This is a genomic window from Streptomyces sp. B6B3 (assembly GCF_039871525.1).
Taxonomy (GTDB): Bacteria; Actinomycetota; Actinomycetes; order Streptomycetales; family Streptomycetaceae; genus Streptomyces.
The window spans coordinates 192071-207957 of the sequence record NZ_JBDPLU010000009.1 but is presented as its reverse complement, the minus strand read 5'-3'; the positions used below and the strand labels follow the sequence as shown (position 1 = coordinate 207957).

The window sequence follows — 15887 nt, the reverse complement described above, 5'->3', positions numbered from 1 at the left end:
CGCCCTCACCCCTCGTCCGGCGCGTCGAACCGGTAGCCGACGCCCCACACGGTGGTGATCAGCCGCGGCCGGGCCGGATCGGCCTCCACCTTGTGCCGCAGCCGCCGCACGTGCACGGTGACCGTGGACAGGTCGCCGAAGTCCCAGCCCCACACCTGTGCCATCAGCTGCTCCCGGCTGAACGCCTGCCCCGGATGGCGCAGGAAGTGGGCCAGCAGGTCGAACTCCCGCAGCGTCAGCCGCAGCGGCCCGCGCCCGTCCGCGGCGGTGCGGGCGGCCGGGTCGAGCGTGATGCCGCCGCCCCGCAGCGCCCGGGCGCCCCCGGGACCCGCCGGCGCGCCGGCGCGGCGCAGCACCGAGGCGACCCGCAGCACCAGCTCGCGCGGGCTGAACGGCTTGGTGACGTAGTCGTCGGCGCCGACCTCCAGGCCCAGGATCCGGTCCTCCTCGTCGCCGCGCGCCGTCAGCATCACCACCGGCACCGGACCCGCCTCGCGCAGCCGCCGGCACACCTGGAGCCCGTCGAGTCCCGGCAGCATCAGGTCGAGCACCACCAGGTCGGGCGGGTGGGTGGCGGCGCGGGCCAGCGCGCCCGGGCCGTCCGCCGCGCGGTCCACGGTGAAGCCGGCCCGGTCGAGGTAGCCGGCGACGACCTCCGTCACGGTCGGATCGTCGTCCACCACGAGGACGCGGCGGGACGGCCGCTCGGGCTGCTGCACAGGCGCGTTCATGGCGTCGAGTGTCACACCGGGAGGGGCACGTGCGCGGGGCGGGCGCCCGCCCCGGCCCACGACGTCAGGGTTTCGTAAGCATCGGGTGTCCCGGTATGTCCTGGTTGTCCTCGTAGGGTTGAGGGGTGATCGACTCCCACTCTGTGCAATCCGCACGGGGCGACGTGGTGTTGCCCTGTCTGAACGAGGCCGAGGCGCTGCCCTGGGTGCTGGGGCGGGTCCCGCGTGGCTGGCGGGCGCTGGTCGTGGACAACGGGTCCACCGACGGCTCGGCCGAGCTCGCCGCCGGACTCGGCGCCCGCGTCGTCCACGAGCCCCGGCGCGGGTTCGGCGCCGCCTGCCATGCCGGCCTGCTGGCCGCCGAGGCCGAGCTCGTCGCGTTCTGCGACTGCGACGCGTCGCTCGACCCGGCCGAGCTGCCGCGGATCGCGGCGCCGGTGATCGCGGACGACGCGGACCTGGTGCTGGCCAGGCGCCGCCCCACGACGCGCGGCGCGTGGCCGTTGCACGCCCGGCTCGGGAACCGCGCGCTGTCCCGGATGACGCGCCGGCGCACCGGCGTGCGGCTGCACGACCTGGGGCCGTTGCGGGTCGCCAGGCGGCAATCGCTGCTCGACCTCGCGCTGACCGACCGGCGCAGCGGCTACCCGTTGCAGATGGTGGTGCGCGCCGCCGACGCCGGCTGGCGCATCGAGGAGACCGAGGTGCCCTACCGGCCGCGGGCCGGCCGCTCCAAGGTGACCGGCACCTGGCGTGGCACGTGGCAGGCGGTGCACGACATGCGGGCGGTGCTGCGGTGACCGCCGGCCTGGCCACGCTGCTGGTCATCGCCAAGGAACCGGTGCCGGGCCGGGTGAAGACCCGGCTCTGCCCGCCGTTCACGCCGGAGCAGGCCGCGGCGCTCGCCGAGGCGGCGCTGGCCGACACGCTGCACGCGGCGCTCGGGATGCCCGCGCGCCGGCGCGTGCTGGTGCTCGACGGCCGGCCCGGGTCCTGGCTGCCGGCCGGCTTCGAGGTCGTGCCGCAGGTGGGCGGTGGGCTCGACGAGCGCATCGCCGCCGCGTTCGCGGCCTGCGCCGACACCGGTCCCGCGCTGCTGGTCGGCATGGACACCCCGCAGCTGACGCCCGAACTGCTGGCCCCGGCCACCCGCCCCGACTCCTGGCCGCCGGGCCGGGCGTGGTTCGGCCCGGCGGCGGACGGCGGCTTCTGGGCGCTCGGCCTGGCCGAACCCGACCCGGCGCTGGTGCGCGGCGTGCCGATGTCCACGTCGACGACCGGCCTCGTGCAGCGGCGCCGGCTGGTCGCGGCGGGCCTGGCGGTGGCCGACCTACCGGTGTTGCGGGACGTCGACACGGCGGCCGACGCGGCGGCGGTGGCCGCCCGCCAGGCGCCCGGCGGGCGCTTCGCCGCCCGCCTCGCCGGACTGCGGGAGGTCGTGGTCCGATGACGCTCGCCACCGCACCCGACAGCGCGGCCGTGGCCTGGTCCGCCGACCCGTACGGCACCGCGCTGGCCGAGGGACGCGGCCCGCTGTTCCTGCGCCGGGCGGACGGCCGCCGGCTGCGGCTCGACGTGGAGCGCTGGTGCGCCACGCCCGACGCGGCCGACCGGACCGTCCTGCGCCGCTGCGCCGGCACCGTGCTCGACGTCGGCTGCGGCCCCGGGCGCATGGTCATCGCGCTGGCCCGGGCGGACCGCCCGGCGCTGGGCATCGACACCGCGCCGGCCGCCGTGGCCCGCACCCGCGGCGACGGCGGCGCCGCGCTGCTCCGCTCGGTCTTCGACGAGCTGCCGGGCGAGGGCTGGTGGGGGAGCGTGCTGCTGATGGACGGCAACGTGGGCATCGGCGGCGACCCCGCCGCGCTGCTGCGCCGGATACGCCGGCTGGTCACGCCCGGCGGGCTGCTGCTGGCGGAGGCCGACGCGGCGGACGTCGACGAGCGGTTCGAGGTCCGGCTGGACGACGGCACGGCCCCGGCGGGGCCGTCCTTTCCCTGGGCCCGCGTCGGCCAGGAGGCGCTGCACGCCCACGCGACGCGCACGGGCTGGACCCCCGCCGGCCGCTGGACCGTACAGGGCCGCGCCTTCCTCGCCTTCCAGACGTAGCGGCAGCGCTTGCCCCGCGGCGCCGGTCGGCCATTCCGCCCGGGCCTCGTGCCCACGGGGCCGACCGTCGGCGCCGACCCGGGCGGCCCGCCTACCCGGACACGCGTCCCGGACACGCCCTCCGGCGCCGCCCGCCTCCGGCCCGTGCCGTCCCGGAGGGCAGGCACACCCCGGCGGGTGGCGTCGTGCTCCTCGGGGAGACCCGATGCTCGGCGGGGCCGGGGCGTGCCGGGGGCGCCGTGCCGCCCGTTGCCCTGGGCCAGTCCCCGCCCGGCGGCCGCACGCGTGCGTGCGGATCCGCCCCGGACGCGTGGTCGCCACGTGGTTCCGCGGGTGGGGCACGGCCGGCGCGGCGTGGGGCCGCTCGCCGCGGGGCCGCGGCCCGGGGTGGGGGCCGGTGCCCACCCCAGCGCCCTGTCGGTCGGGCCGCGGCCCCGGAGGGACGCGGACGTGCGGGGCGGGGATCCTGCCGGCGACGGCCCGGTGCGACTCGTCGTCGTACCGCGACGGCAGCGATCGGCCGGTGCGGTGCCTCGGGCGCGATCGGGTGGGCCCGCCGGGACCCGGGTCGGGCCCGGCTCAGGGGTCCCGCGGGTCCGGGGTCCGGCGGGACCGGCGCGCGACCGCCACCGCCAGCGCCACCGCGGTCGCCAGCGCCACCGCGAGCAGGATCCCGAGCAGGTTGCGCGGGTAGTCCAGCGGCAGTTCGGTCGGGTTGCGGGGGGTGCCGGGGCGGAGCAGCGGCGGCAGCGCGACCAGCGTGACGCAGCCGGCCGCCAGCAGCCCGGCGCGCAGCGCGCGCCGGGCGCCGCCCGTCCGCCCCAGCGCCAGGCCGAGGAGCAGCACCAGCGGCGCCAGCAGCAGGTCGTGCGCCAGCAGGGCCGCCAGCAGCCAGTACGCCACGCCCCGCAGCGAGTCGGCGTCCGTCTCGCCCAGCAGCAGCCAGCCACCCCACACCAGCAGCCCGCACCCGACCAGGCCGAGCGCCCCGCGCGCCGCCGTCATGCCCCGCGGCCGCCTCATGCCAGCACCTCGATCCGGGAGACCCATTTGGTCTGCCACACGCCCGGCCGGTTCGGCGCGATGATCCGCGCCGGGAAGCCGTGGTCCAGCGACAGTTCGGCGCCGTTCAGCCGCAGCGCCAGCAGGGTCAACGGGTCCCGGGTGTAGCCGGCCGGCATCTCCATCACCCGGTAGCCGCCGTGCGCCTGCAGCGACACGACGCGGACCGCCGAGCCCGCCGGCGCCCCGGCCCGGTCCAGCAGGTCCGCGAGCCGCACGCCGGTCCAGTCCGCCGACGCGCTCCAGCCCTCCACGCAGGCGATCGGCAGCCGTGCCGTGTGCTGCGGCAGCGCGCGCAGTTCCGCCAGCGTCAGCGCGTAGCCGCGCGGTCCGGCGACCCGCAGCCGCCAGGCGTCGGCCGCCACCATGGCCGGTCCGACGCCCGCCTCGGCCGCGGTGCGGTTCACCGGCACGCCCTGCCGGGAGTGGTCGGGGTCGCGCGGCGCGAGCAGCGTCAGCTGCCGCAGCGGCGCGAACGTCTGCCCCGCGGTCACCGCCGTCACCGCGCCGACGGCCGCGCCCAGCCCCAGCAGCAGGGAGCGGCGCTCCCGGGCGTCGGGGTCCGCGCCGGCGGGCGCGCGTCGCCAGTGCTCGACGATCAGCGGGGCCTTCGCCGCCAGATGCAGCAGCAGCGACCCGGCCAGCACCCAGGCCAGCGCGTAGTGCACCGGCCGGAAGGAGAAGGGGAAGGCGTACCACTGGAAGATGTTCAGCAGGCCGAGCGCCACCTCGAGCAGCGCCGTCGACACCAGCACCGCGATGGACAGCCGTTCCAGCGCGTGCCACGGCGAGCGCGCCGGGGGCCACGCGAAGAGCCGCGGGTAGACCGCCCACAGCTTGCCCAGCAGCAACGGGACCAGCGCGATTCCGGTGGCCACGTGCAGCCCCTGGCTCACCCGGTAGCCCCACACCGGACGGGCCGGCAGACGCGGCGCCAGCCAGTCGGGCGGGCGCTGCAGGCCGTGGCTGACCAGTCCGGTCAGGAAGCAGACCAGCACCGCCGCCCCCAGCCAGCGGCCGATCGCCGTCGCGGTGCGCGGATCGTGCAGCCGGCCGCGGAAGCGGGGCAGCAGCGCCGGTCGCTCCGGCGGCCAGCCCGGAAGGCCGAGGAGGCCCCGGCGTCGTCTCGTCGGCACGCCGCTCACCAGTGCGTCACCAGCAGGTGGTTGACGGTCAGCGCGAGCACCGCCTGGGCGGCCAGCCACCACCGGGCCCACCGGGCCGGCAGCAGCGCGGTGGCCGGCAGCAGCCACACCAGGAACGGCAACCAGATCCGCTCGGTCTCCGCCTTGCTCATCCCCGACAGGTCCGCGACCAGCATCGCCAGCGCCGCCGCCGCGACCAGCCAGAGCAGCGCCGCGCACCCCCGCGTGGGCCGGCCGGCGCGCAGCGCGCCGAGCGCGCCACGGGTCGCGCCCGGCAGCGCGCACGCCGTCCGGCGCAGCGCGGCCACCGTGGCCAGCCCGCCGGTCAGCACCTGGGCCGCGTAGTTGGCCCACACGAAGTACGCGTACGGCCGGTGCTCGGCGACGCCCTGGTAGTAGCGCTCCACCAGGGTCGTGTAGCCCTCGTACCACCAGAATCCGGCGGTGGTGAAGGCCACCACCCACGGCACGATGCCGAGCAGCACCCAGGGCAACGGGCGCGGGTTCCGGGCGAGCAGCAGCACCGCGACGCCCACCACCGCCATCAGCGTCAGGCCGTAGGACAGGTACAGCAGCAGGCCGAAGAGCAGCCCGGAGCCCAGCGCCGCGGCCCGCGGGGCCCGCACCGTCCGGGTGGCGGCCAGCGTCAGCAGGGCCACGGCCCAGGCGGCCACCGCGGCGAAGTAGCCGTCCGCCGAGACCCCCATCCAGACGGCGGCCGGGGCCAGCAGCAGGAACGGCGCGGCCCGCCTGGCCAGCCGCTCGCCCCGGCCGGGACCGGCCAGCGCGCGGACGGTCACCAGCACCGCCACCCCCGTGCTGGCCGCCACGGTCACGCAGAACGCCGCGGCCCAGCCGCCCCCGCCCAGCCCGATCCGGTCGAGGCCGACGAAGGTCAGGGTGGCGCCCGGCGGATGCCCCGCGACGTGGGCCGGCCAGTTGTGCTCCGGGGCCCCCATCAGGATGTGGTCGGTGAAGGTGCCGAGGAAGTGCCGGATCTCCGCCCAGCTCCACGCCTCCTCGTCGTTGACGGTCTGGAGGTACTCCGACTTCTGGTAGAAGCGGTTCGCGATCCCGTCGCGCCAGCCGTCCACCAGCGCCAGCGACCAGATCCACGCCATCGACCCGCCCCAGGTGGCGGCCAGCAGCCTCCGCCAGCGCAGCCGCCGGGCGACCGCCGGCCCGTACCCCACGACCAGCGCGGCGACGAGCAGGGCGGCCGGGGTGCCCGGGCCCAGATGCGGGTCCCAGTGGGCGTGGATCGGGGGGAAACGGAGGATCAGCCGGTTGTCCTCGTTGATCGCGAAGCCGATCACGGAGGCGAGGGCGAGCAGCGCCGCCGCGAGTCCGGCGGCGAGCAGGTCGGCCCCGTTCCGGGACGCGAGCCGGGCCACCGCCCGCCGGCCGGCGGAGGACCGCCGCGGCGGCGGCGTCGGCGGCGTCCCTGGCGTGGTCCCTGCGGGCTGCGTCGTCGGGGTCGCGGGGCCCGACGTCTGGGAAGCGGTCACCCTGCTCACGCTAGGTGAGCGGACGCTCGAAACGGCCCGTCAACCGGCGGACGTCACCGCTTCGTCAGATCCGGCCCAAGGCGCCCGCGCGCCCGTGTCCTGCCCGGGCCGGGTTCGTTGCACGGGCGTGAGCAAGAAGAACCGTGACGGAAAGAGCACCGCCCGTGAGCGGCTGCGGCAGGAGCGCGAGCGCGAACAGGCCAGGGAGCGGCGGCTGCGGCTGGCCAAGGTGGTCGGGGCGACCGTCCTGGTGCTGGGCGTGGCCACCGCGGCCGGCGTCTTCGCCGCGGCCCAGGACGGCGACGGCGACGACGGTGGCGGCGACGGGCAGGACGCCGCGCCGATCAGCGTCGGCGAGCCCGGCACCCCGACGCTCACCGTCTACGAGGACTTCCGCTGCCCGGCGTGCGCGGGGTTCGAGGACGCCTTCCGCGACACCATCCACGACCTCACGGAGCAGGGCCAGCTCCAGGTCGACTACCACCTGGTCACCATCATCGACGGCAACATGGGAGGCACCGGTTCGAAGGCCGCCGCCAACGCCGCCGCCTGCGCGCGGGACGCCGACCGGTTCACGGAGTACCACGACGTCCTCTACCGGAACCAGCCGGAGGAGACCGACGACGCCTTCGCCGACACGGACCATCTCATCGACCTCGCCGGCGAGGTGGAGGGCCTCGACGACAAGACGTTCCGGGACTGCGTGAAGAGCGGCCGGCACGACGAGTGGGTCGAACAGTCCACCGCCGACTTCCTCAACTCGGACTTCAACGCCACCCCGACCGTCCTGCTGAACGGCGAGGATGTCTACGGCAACGTCCAGGAACCGCTCACCCCGGAGTCGCTGCGGGAGCGGGTGGAGGAGCTGGCGGCCGGCTGAGCCGGGGAGCCCGCGTCACCGAGCGCGCGCCAAAGCGGACACTCGGTGACACAGTGGACGATCGCCGGACGCGGATTCCCTGTCGGCCGCCCGCAGGGTAGCGTCGGATCCACCATGGAGATCCTTGCCTCTATCCCCAGCCCGAGCGAGAGCGAGATCCACCTCGGGCCCTTCCCGTTGCGCGGCTACGCCCTGTGCATCATCGTCGGCGTCTTCCTGGCCATCTGGCTCGGCGGACGACGCTGGGTCGAGCGCGGCGGGCGCCCCGGCACGGTCGCCGACATCGCCGTCTGGGCGGTGCCGTTCGGACTGGTGGGGGCCCGGATCTACCACGTCGTCACCGACTACCAGCTGTACTTCGGGGACGGGCGCGACTGGGTCGACGCGTTCCAGATCTGGGACGGCGGCATCGGGATCTGGGGCGCGATCGCGGGCGGGGCGCTGGGCGCCTGGATCGCCTGCCGGCGCCGCGGCATCGCGCTGCCGCCGATGGCGGACGCCCTCGCGCCCGGGATCGCCCTCGCCCAGGCGGTCGGGCGCTGGGGCAACTGGTTCAACCAGGAGCTGTACGGCCGCTCGACGGACCTGCCGTGGGCCGTCGAGATCGACAACGGCATCGACGAGGGCACCTTCCACCCGACGTTCCTCTACGAGTCGCTGTGGTGCCTGGGCGTCGCCGTCCTGGTGATCTGGGCCGACCGCCGGTTCCGGCTGGGCCACGGCCGGGCCTTCGCGCTCTACGTCGCCGCCTACACGGCCGGCCGGTTCTGGATCGAGTCGCTGCGGATCGACGAGGCCCACGAGTTCCTCGGCATGCGGCTGAACAACTGGACCTCGCTCGTGGTCTTCCTGGCCGCCGTGGCCTACCTGGTCATCTCCGCCCTCCGCCGCCCGGGCCGCGAGAAGCTCGTCGAGCCGGGCGCCGACGGCGACGACGACGGTGACGCCGGCACCGTGGACGACGCCGGACCGGCGTCGGACGACGTCGACGGGACGACGGAGCCCGGCAAGCCGTCCCTGGAGAAGGAGACGGCGGACGGCGACGGGCCCGCCGCGGACGACCGCGCGGACGGGAGGTCGGCCGGGGACGCGGACGCCGAGGTGACGCCCGACCCCGAGCCCACCGAACGAGTGGCCGGGGACGAGCCCGCGGAGCCGGTGACCGCCGACGCGACCACGGTTGACGAGAAGGCCGAGACCGTCACCGCCGGTGACCGCCCCGCCGGTGCCGAGCCGGGCGGGCGCTGACCCGCCCGATGCCCGGATCGGCCGAGGCGCACCACCAGCACCGCGACGTCACCGGCGGCTGGCTGCGCCCTGCCGTCTTCGGCGCCATGGACGGGCTGGTCTCGAACCTGGGCCTGGTCAGCGGCGTCGCGGGCAGTTCGGCCGGCTCCCGGGCCATCGCGATCGCCGGCCTGGCCGGCCTCGCCGCGGGCGCGTTCTCCATGGCCGCGGGGGAGTACACCTCGGTGGCCTCGCAGCGCGAGCTCGTGCTCGCCGAGCTGGACGTCGAGCGGCGTGAGCTGCGGCGCCATCCGGAGGCCGAGCTGACCGAGCTGGCCGAGGTCTACATCGCCCGCGGGGTGGATCCCGAGCTGGCCCGCGAGGTCGCCAGGCAGCTGTCCGTCGACCCCGAGCAGGCCCTCGAACTGCACGCCCGCGAGGAGCTGGGCGTGGCCCCCGACGACCTGCCCTCGCCGACCATCGCCGCCGTCTCCTCGTTCGCCGCCTTCGCGCTCGGCGCGCTGCTCCCGGTGCTGCCGTACGTGCTGGGCGCGACCGCGCTGTGGCCGGCCGTCGTGCTGGCGCTGGCCGGGCTCCTCGCCTGCGGCGCGTTGGTGGCCCGGGTGACGGCTCGGCCGTGGTGGTTCAGCGGGCTCCGGCAGCTCGGCCTCGGCGCGGCCGCGGCGGCCCTCAGCTACGGCCTCGGCTCCTTCTTCGGCACCGCCGTCGGCTAGGCCCTGTCCGGCCGATCTTCGCGGGCCCCACCGGACAGGATCTGGGCCCCGTCCGCGGGGCGTATCGCTACTCCCCGCCGCCGGGGGGAATACTCCGCCCGGGTCACCACGCTATGTCATTCGGGTGTGCTTCATGGGTAAGCTTTGTTTCCTGAGGGTTTCAGGTCGTTGACGCGGGGCATGAGCCTCGCAGCCGCGAGCAGCGACGCCGCGCCGACCCCGAGCCCTGGGCGGTAGACCCCGCCGTCGCCGGTAGCGCCATCAGCGGTGCCAAGTCCGTATCGTGGACAGTGCTATCCGCTTCCCGGCATCCGGGCCCATTGTGTTACCTGTACGTTTACTTTCATCTCCTTGCCAGGGCCAGCGTCGTCCCTCGGAATCACCACGCACCAGACGACGACGGGAGAGCCGATGCGTTCAGCGTCCCACCCGGCACCGCAGGGGATGTACGACCCGCGCCACGAGCACGACGCGTGCGGCGTGGGCTTCGTCGCCACGCTCACCGGCGAGCCCAGCCATGCGCTGGTCGACCAGGCGCTGACCGTGCTGCGCAACCTCGAGCATCGCGGTGCCACCGGCTGTGACCCCGACACGGGCGACGGTGCCGGGATCCTCATGCAGGTCCCCGACGCCTTCCTGCGCGCCACCGTCCCCTTCGAGCTGCCCGCGGTCGGCGGCTACGCCGTCGGCATCGCGTTCCTGCCCGCCGACCCGGACGAGGCGGCCACGGCCGTCGCCGCGGTCGAGGGTCTGGCGGCCGACGAGGGCCTGACCGTGCTCGGCTGGCGCGACGTGCCCGTGGCCCCCGAACTGCTCGGCGCCGCGGCCCGGGAGACCATGCCGTCCTTCCGCCAGCTGTTCCTGGCCGACGCCCCGGTCGACGCAGCCGCCACCCCGCGGACCGGGCTGGCGCTCGACCGTCGCGTCTTCGTGCTGCGCAAGCGCGCGGAGCACGAGGCCGGCGTCTACTTCCCCTCGCTGTCCTCCCGCACGCTGGTCTACAAGGGGATGCTCACCACCGGGCAGCTGGAGCCGTTCTTCCCCGACCTGTCCGACCGGCGGCTGGCCAGCGCCATCGCCCTGGTGCACTCGCGGTTCTCCACCAACACCTTCCCGAGCTGGCCGCTGGCCCACCCGTACCGCTTCGTGGCGCACAACGGCGAGATCAACACCGTCCAGGGCAACCGCAACTGGATGCGGGCCCGGGAGTCCCAGCTGGTCGGCGACGTGTTCGGCGGCCAGGAGGCGCTGGAGCGGATCTTCCCGGTCTGTACCCCCGAGGCCTCGGACTCCGCCACCTTCGACGAGGTGCTGGAGCTGCTGCACCTGGGCGGGCGCACGCTGCCGCACGCGGTGCTGATGATGGTGCCCGAGGCGTGGGAGAACCACGAGTCGATGGACGCCGACCGCCGGGCGTTCTACCAGTTCCACTCGACGATCATGGAGCCGTGGGACGGCCCCGCCTGCGTCACGTTCACCGACGGCGTCCAGGTCGGCGCCGTGCTCGACCGGAACGGCCTGCGGCCCAGCCGCTACTGGGTCACCGACGACGGCCTGGTGGTGCTGTCCTCCGAGGTCGGCGTCCTGGACATCGAGCCGTCCCGGGTGGTCCGCAAGGGCCGCCTCCAGCCGGGCCGGATGTTCCTGGTGGACACCGCCGAGCACCGGATCATCGAGGACGACGAGATCAAGGCCACGCTGGCGGCCGAGCACCCCTACGGCGAGTGGCTGCAGGCCGGCCTGATCGACCTCGCCGACCTCCCGGACCGCGAGCACGTGGTGCACACGCACGCCTCGGTCACCCGCCGGCAGCAGACCTTCGGCTACACCGAGGAGGAACTGCGCATCCTGCTGGCCCCGATGGCGCGGACCGGCGCCGAGCCGATCGGCTCGATGGGCACCGACACCCCCATCGCCGCGCTCTCCGACCGGCCCCGGCTGATCTTCGACTACTTCAGCCAGCTGTTCGCCCAGGTCACCAACCCGCCGCTGGACGCCATCCGGGAGGAGCTGGTCACCTCCCTGTACTCCTCGCTCGGCCCGCAGAGCAACCTGCTGGAGGCCACCCCGGCGTCCTGCCGCAGCGTGACCCTCCCGTTCCCGGTGATCGACAACGACGAGCTGGCCAAGCTCATCCACATCAACGCCGACGGAGACCTCCCCGGGTTCGCCTCCGCGACGCTCTCCGGCCTGTACCGGGTCGCGGGCGGCGGCACGGCGCTCGCCGACCGGCTGGCCGAGATCTGCGCCGAGGCGGACACCGCCCTCGCCGACGGCGCCCGGCTGCTGGTGCTCTCCGACCGGCACTCGGACGCCGAGCACGCCCCCATCCCGTCGCTGCTGCTCACCTCGGCCGTGCACCACCACCTGATCCGCACCAAACAGCGGAGCCAGGTCGGCCTGCTGGTGGAGGCCGGCGACGTGCGCGAGGTGCACCACGTCGCGCTGCTCATCGGCTACGGCGCCGCCGCGGTCAACCCCTACCTGGCGATGGAGTCGGTGGAGGACCTGGCGGGGCGCGGCACCTACCTGCCCGGCGACGACCCGACCCTCGCCATCCGCAACCTCATCAAGGCGCTCGGCAAGGGCGTGCTGAAGGTGATGTCCAAGATGGGCATCTCCACCGTCGCCTCCTACCGCGGCGCCCAGGTCTTCGAGGCCGTCGGCCTGAACCCGGACTTCGTGGACACCTACTTCCACGGCACCACGACCAAGATCGGCGGCGTCGGCATCGACGTCATCGCCCGCGAGGTCGCCGCCCGGCACGCCAAGGCCTACCCGGCCTCCGGCGTCGCGCCGGCGCACCGCGACCTGGAGATCGGCGGCGAGTACCAGTGGCGCCGCGAGGGCGAACCGCACCTGTTCGACCCGGACACGGTCTTCCGGCTCCAGCACGCCACCCGCCAGCGCCGTTTCGACATCTTCCGGCAGTACACCGAGCAGGTGAACGAGCAGTCCGAGCGGCTGATGACGCTGCGCGGCCTCTTCCGGATGAGGAACGGGGAGCGCCCGCCGGTGCCGCTGGAGGAGGTCGAGCCGGTCAGCGAGATCGTCAAGCGCTTCTCCACCGGCGCGATGAGCTACGGCTCCATCTCCAAGGAGGCGCACGAGACCCTGGCCATCGCCATGAACCGGCTCGGCGCCAAGTCGAACACGGGCGAGGGCGGCGAGGACTCGGAGCGCCTGGTCGACCCGGAGCGGCGCAGTGCCATCAAGCAGGTGGCCTCCGGCCGCTTCGGCGTGACCAGCGAGTACCTGGTCAACGCCGACGACATCCAGATCAAGATGGCGCAGGGCGCCAAGCCGGGGGAGGGCGGCCAGCTGCCCGGCCCCAAGGTCTACCCGTGGGTGGCCAAGACCCGGCACTCGACGCCGGGCGTCGGCCTGATCTCCCCGCCGCCGCACCACGACATCTACTCGATCGAGGACCTGGCCCAGCTGATCCACGACCTGAAGAACGCCAACCCGGCGGCGCGGATCCACGTCAAGCTGGTCTCCGAGGTCGGCGTCGGCACCGTCGCCGCCGGCGTGTCCAAGGCGCACGCCGACGTGGTGCTGATCTCCGGGCACGACGGCGGCACCGGCGCGTCCCCGCTGACGTCGCTGAAGCACGCCGGCGGCCCCTGGGAGCTCGGCCTGGCCGAGACCCAGCAGACGCTGCTGCTCAACGGCCTGCGCGACCGGATCGTGGTGCAGACCGACGGCCAGCTCAAGACCGGCCGCGACGTGCTGATCGCGGCGCTGCTCGGCGCCGAGGAGTTCGGCTTCGCCACCGCCCCGCTGGTCGTCTCGGGCTGCATCCTGATGCGGGTGTGCCACCTGGACACCTGCCCGGTCGGCATCGCCACCCAGAACCCGGTGCTGCGCGAGCGGTTCACCGGCAAGCCGGAGTTCGTCGTCACCTTCTTCGAGTACATCGCCGAGGAGGTGCGCGAGCTGCTCGCCGAGCTGGGCTTCCGCACGCTGGCCGAGGCCGTCGGCCACGCGGAGCTGCTCGACGTCTCCCGCGCCGTGGACCACTGGAAGGCCCAGGGACTCGACCTGGCGCCGCTGCTGTACGTGCCGGAGCTGCCCGAGGGCGCCGCCCGGCACCGGACCACGGAGCAGGACCACGGCCTCGGCAAGGCCCTGGACAACGAGCTGATCCGGCTCTCCGCGGACGCGCTGTCCGCCGAGACCCCGGAGGACGCCCAGCCGGTGCGGGCCCAGCTCGCCATCCGCAACATCAACCGCACCGTCGGCACCATGCTCGGTCACGCCGTGACCAAGCGGTTCGGCGGCGTCGGGCTGCCGCAGGACACCATCGACATCACCTTCACCGGATCCGCCGGGCAGTCCTTCGGCGCGTTCCTGCCGAGCGGTGTCACGCTGCGGCTGGAGGGCGACGCCAACGACTACGTCGGCAAGGGCCTCTCCGGCGGCCGGCTGGTGGTCCGCCCCGACCGGGACGCCGACCATCTGCCCGAGCACGCGGTGATCGCCGGCAACACCCTCGCGTACGGCGCCACCGGTGGCGAGATGTTCCTGCGCGGCCGGGTCGGCGAGCGGTTCTGCGTGCGCAACTCCGGCGCGGTGGTCGTCGCCGAGGGCGTCGGTGACCACGGCTGCGAGTACATGACCGGCGGCCGGGCCGTGGTGCTCGGCGAGACCGGGCGGAACTTCGCGGCCGGCATGTCCGGCGGCGTCGCGTACGTTCTCGACCTGGACCCCCAGCTCGTCAACCCGGGCTTCGTCGCCGTCGAGGCGCTCGACGAGGCCGACCGGACCTGGCTGCACGAGGTGGTGCGCCGGCACGCCGAGGAGACCGGCTCCACCGTCGCCGACACGCTGCTGAAGGACTGGGACGGGGCGCTGCCCCGCTTCGGCAAGATCATGCCGATCACCTACAAGGCCGTGCTCGCCGCCAAGGACGCCGCCGAACGGGCCGGACTGAGCGAATCCGAGACCCACGAGAAGATGATGGAGGCGGCGAATGGCTGACCCCAAGGGCTTCCTCACCACCACCGAGCGGGAGATCGCGCGCACCCGCCCGGTCGCCGAGCGGGTCCGGGACTGGAACGAGGTCTACGTCCCCGGATCGCTGCTGCCGGTCATCAGCAAGCAGGCCGGGCGCTGCATGGACTGCGGCATCCCGTTCTGCCACAACGGCTGCCCGCTGGGGAACCTCATCCCCGAGTGGAACGACTACGCCTACCGGGGCGACTGGGAGGCCGCCAGCGAGCGGCTGCACGCCACCAACAACTTCCCGGAGTTCACCGGTCGGCTGTGCCCGGCGCCGTGCGAGTCCGCCTGCGTGCTGGGCATCAACCAGCCCGCGGTGACCATCAAGAACGTCGAGGTCACCATCATCGACAAGGCATGGGAGGCCGGGCACGTCACCCCGCAGCCGCCGCAGCGGCTGACCGGCAAGACCGTCGCGGTGATCGGCTCGGGCCCGGCCGGCCTGGCCGCCGCCCAGCAGCTGACCCGCGCCGGCCACACCGTCGCGGTCTACGAGCGCGCCGACCGCGTCGGCGGGCTGCTGCGCTACGGCATCCCCGAGTTCAAGATGGAGAAGCGCCACCTGAACCGGCGCATCGAGCAGATGCGGGTCGAGGGCACCAAGTTCCGCACCGGCGTGGAGATCGGCCGTGACATCGACGCGAAGAAGCTGCGCAAGCGGTACGACGCGGTGGTCATCGCCGCCGGCGCCACCACCGCGCGCGACCTGCCGGTGCCCGGCCGGGAGCTGACCGGCGTCTACCAGGCCATGGAGTACCTGCCGCTGGCCAACAAGGTGCAGGAGGGCGACCTCGTCTCCTCGCCGATCTCGGCGGAGGGCAAGCACGTGGTGGTCATCGGCGGCGGCGACACCGGCGCGGACTGCGTGGGCACCGCGCACCGCCAGGGCGCGGCCTCCGTCACCCAGCTGGAGATCATGCCGCGTCCTGGCGACTCCCGGCCCGGACACCAGCCGTGGCCCACCTTCCCGATGACCTACAAGGTCACCTCGGCGCACGAGGAGGGTGGCGAGCGGGTCTACGCCGTCTCCACCACCCACTTCGAGGGCGACGAGGAGGGCAACGTGCGCTGGCTGCACCTGGTCGAGGTGGAGTTCGTGGACGGCAAGCTGACCCCCACGCCGGGCACCGAGCGGCGGATCCCCGCCGAACTGGTCACCCTGGCCATGGGCTTCACCGGCACCGACCGGGACAACGGCCTGGTGGAGCAGTTCGGTCTGGACCTCGACGAGCGCGGCAACATCGCCCGCGACACCGAGTACGCCACCAGCGTGCCGGGCGTCTTCGCGGCCGGCGACGCGGGGCGCGGTCAGTCGCTGATCGTCTGGGCCATCGCCGAGGGGCGGGCCGCCGCCCGCGGCGTGGACCGGTTCCTGTCCGGCGGCGAGTCGTCGCTGCCCTACCCGATCCGCCCGACCGACCGGGCGCTCGCCGTCTGATCGGCCGCACGCTCGTTCCGCACAGCGTCGTGCGGACGTGCGGCGTGGCGCC

12 protein-coding genes are annotated in these 15887 nt (G+C 74.7%); 8 read left to right on the top strand and 4 right to left on the bottom strand.

Annotation, left to right across the window (positions count from 1 at the left end; genetic code table 11):
- Positions 1 to 5: 5 nt before the first annotated feature.
- Positions 6 to 731, bottom strand: coding sequence for a response regulator transcription factor (locus ABGB06_RS20470; RefSeq protein ID WP_347591414.1), 726 nt, complete (start codon positions 729 to 731; stop codon positions 6 to 8).
- Positions 732 to 874: 143 nt separating this feature from the next.
- On the opposite strand from ABGB06_RS20470, the gene ABGB06_RS20465 reads away from it, so the two are divergent.
- The 3 genes from ABGB06_RS20465 to ABGB06_RS20455 are packed head-to-tail and all read left to right on the top strand — an operon-like array spanning position 875 to position 2840.
- Positions 875 to 1531, top strand: a complete 657-nt coding sequence (locus tag ABGB06_RS20465; RefSeq protein ID WP_347591412.1) for a glycosyltransferase family 2 protein — start codon at positions 875 to 877, stop codon at positions 1529 to 1531.
- Positions 1528 to 2181: a DUF2064 domain-containing protein gene (locus tag ABGB06_RS20460; RefSeq protein ID WP_347591410.1), complete on the top strand. Its 654-nt coding sequence runs from the start codon at positions 1528 to 1530 to the stop codon at positions 2179 to 2181. Before ABGB06_RS20465 ends, ABGB06_RS20460 begins: the two co-directional genes overlap by 4 nt.
- Positions 2178 to 2840 (top strand): class I SAM-dependent methyltransferase, encoded by a 663-nt coding sequence (locus ABGB06_RS20455; protein WP_347591408.1) that lies wholly within the window; start codon positions 2178 to 2180, stop codon positions 2838 to 2840. The genes ABGB06_RS20460 and ABGB06_RS20455 overlap by 4 nt, the downstream gene beginning before the upstream one ends.
- A 579-nt stretch (positions 2841 to 3419) precedes the next feature.
- Here the strand turns inward: ABGB06_RS20455 and ABGB06_RS20450 are convergent.
- The 3 genes from ABGB06_RS20450 to ABGB06_RS20440 all read right to left on the bottom strand — a co-directional run bounded on the left by ABGB06_RS20450 (position 3420) and on the right by ABGB06_RS20440 (position 6441).
- On the bottom strand, positions 3420 to 3863 hold the full coding sequence (locus tag ABGB06_RS20450) for a hypothetical protein (protein WP_347591406.1): 444 nt from the start codon (positions 3861 to 3863) through the stop codon (positions 3420 to 3422).
- The gene (locus tag ABGB06_RS20445) at positions 3860 to 4975 is read right to left on the bottom strand and encodes a molybdopterin-dependent oxidoreductase (RefSeq protein ID WP_347591620.1); all 1116 of its coding nucleotides are present in this window, start codon (positions 4973 to 4975) and stop codon (positions 3860 to 3862) included. Before ABGB06_RS20445 ends, ABGB06_RS20450 begins: the two co-directional genes overlap by 4 nt.
- Positions 4976 to 5043: 68 nt before the next feature.
- Positions 5044 to 6441 carry a hypothetical protein gene (locus ABGB06_RS20440; protein ID WP_347591618.1) on the bottom strand — a complete coding sequence of 466 codons (1398 nt, stop codon included), beginning with the start codon at positions 6439 to 6441 and terminating at the stop codon, positions 5044 to 5046.
- A gap of 241 nt (positions 6442 to 6682) precedes the next feature.
- Here ABGB06_RS20440 and ABGB06_RS20435 point away from each other — a divergent pair, with 241 nt between their 5' ends.
- The 5 genes from ABGB06_RS20435 (at position 6683) to ABGB06_RS20415 (ending at position 15835) form a co-directional block, all read left to right on the top strand.
- The gene (locus ABGB06_RS20435; protein WP_347591404.1) at positions 6683 to 7435 is read left to right on the top strand and encodes a thioredoxin domain-containing protein; all 753 of its coding nucleotides are present in this window, start codon (positions 6683 to 6685) and stop codon (positions 7433 to 7435) included.
- Between the two features lie 114 nt (positions 7436 to 7549).
- Complete coding sequence (gene lgt, locus ABGB06_RS20430; protein ID WP_347591402.1) at positions 7550 to 8683, top strand: prolipoprotein diacylglyceryl transferase; 1134 nt, start codon at positions 7550 to 7552, stop codon at positions 8681 to 8683.
- 8 nt (positions 8684 to 8691) lie between these two features.
- Complete coding sequence (locus ABGB06_RS20425; RefSeq protein WP_347591400.1) at positions 8692 to 9396, top strand: VIT1/CCC1 transporter family protein; 705 nt, start codon at positions 8692 to 8694, stop codon at positions 9394 to 9396.
- Between the two features lie 411 nt (positions 9397 to 9807).
- Positions 9808 to 14376, top strand: a complete 4569-nt coding sequence (gltB, locus tag ABGB06_RS20420; protein ID WP_347591398.1) for a glutamate synthase large subunit — start codon at positions 9808 to 9810, stop codon at positions 14374 to 14376.
- Positions 14369 to 15835: a glutamate synthase subunit beta gene (locus ABGB06_RS20415; RefSeq protein ID WP_347591396.1), complete on the top strand. Its 1467-nt coding sequence runs from the start codon at positions 14369 to 14371 to the stop codon at positions 15833 to 15835. The genes gltB and ABGB06_RS20415 overlap by 8 nt, the downstream gene beginning before the upstream one ends.
- Positions 15836 to 15887 lie beyond the last annotated feature (52 nt).

Coding starts and splice junctions, on each gene's coding strand:
- ABGB06_RS20470 (WP_347591414.1), bottom strand. CDS start 731: ATGAACGCGCCTGTGCAGCAGCCCGAGCGGCCGTCCCGCCGCGTCCTC.
- ABGB06_RS20455 (WP_347591408.1), top strand. CDS start 2,178: ATGACGCTCGCCACCGCACCCGACAGCGCGGCCGTGGCCTGGTCCGCC.
- ABGB06_RS20450 (WP_347591406.1), bottom strand. CDS start 3,863: ATGAGGCGGCCGCGGGGCATGACGGCGGCGCGCGGGGCGCTCGGCCTG.
- lgt (WP_347591402.1), top strand. CDS start 7,550: ATGGAGATCCTTGCCTCTATCCCCAGCCCGAGCGAGAGCGAGATCCAC.
- ABGB06_RS20425 (WP_347591400.1), top strand. CDS start 8,692: ATGCCCGGATCGGCCGAGGCGCACCACCAGCACCGCGACGTCACCGGC.
- gltB (WP_347591398.1), top strand. CDS start 9,808: ATGCGTTCAGCGTCCCACCCGGCACCGCAGGGGATGTACGACCCGCGC.
- ABGB06_RS20415 (WP_347591396.1), top strand. CDS start 14,369: ATGGCTGACCCCAAGGGCTTCCTCACCACCACCGAGCGGGAGATCGCG.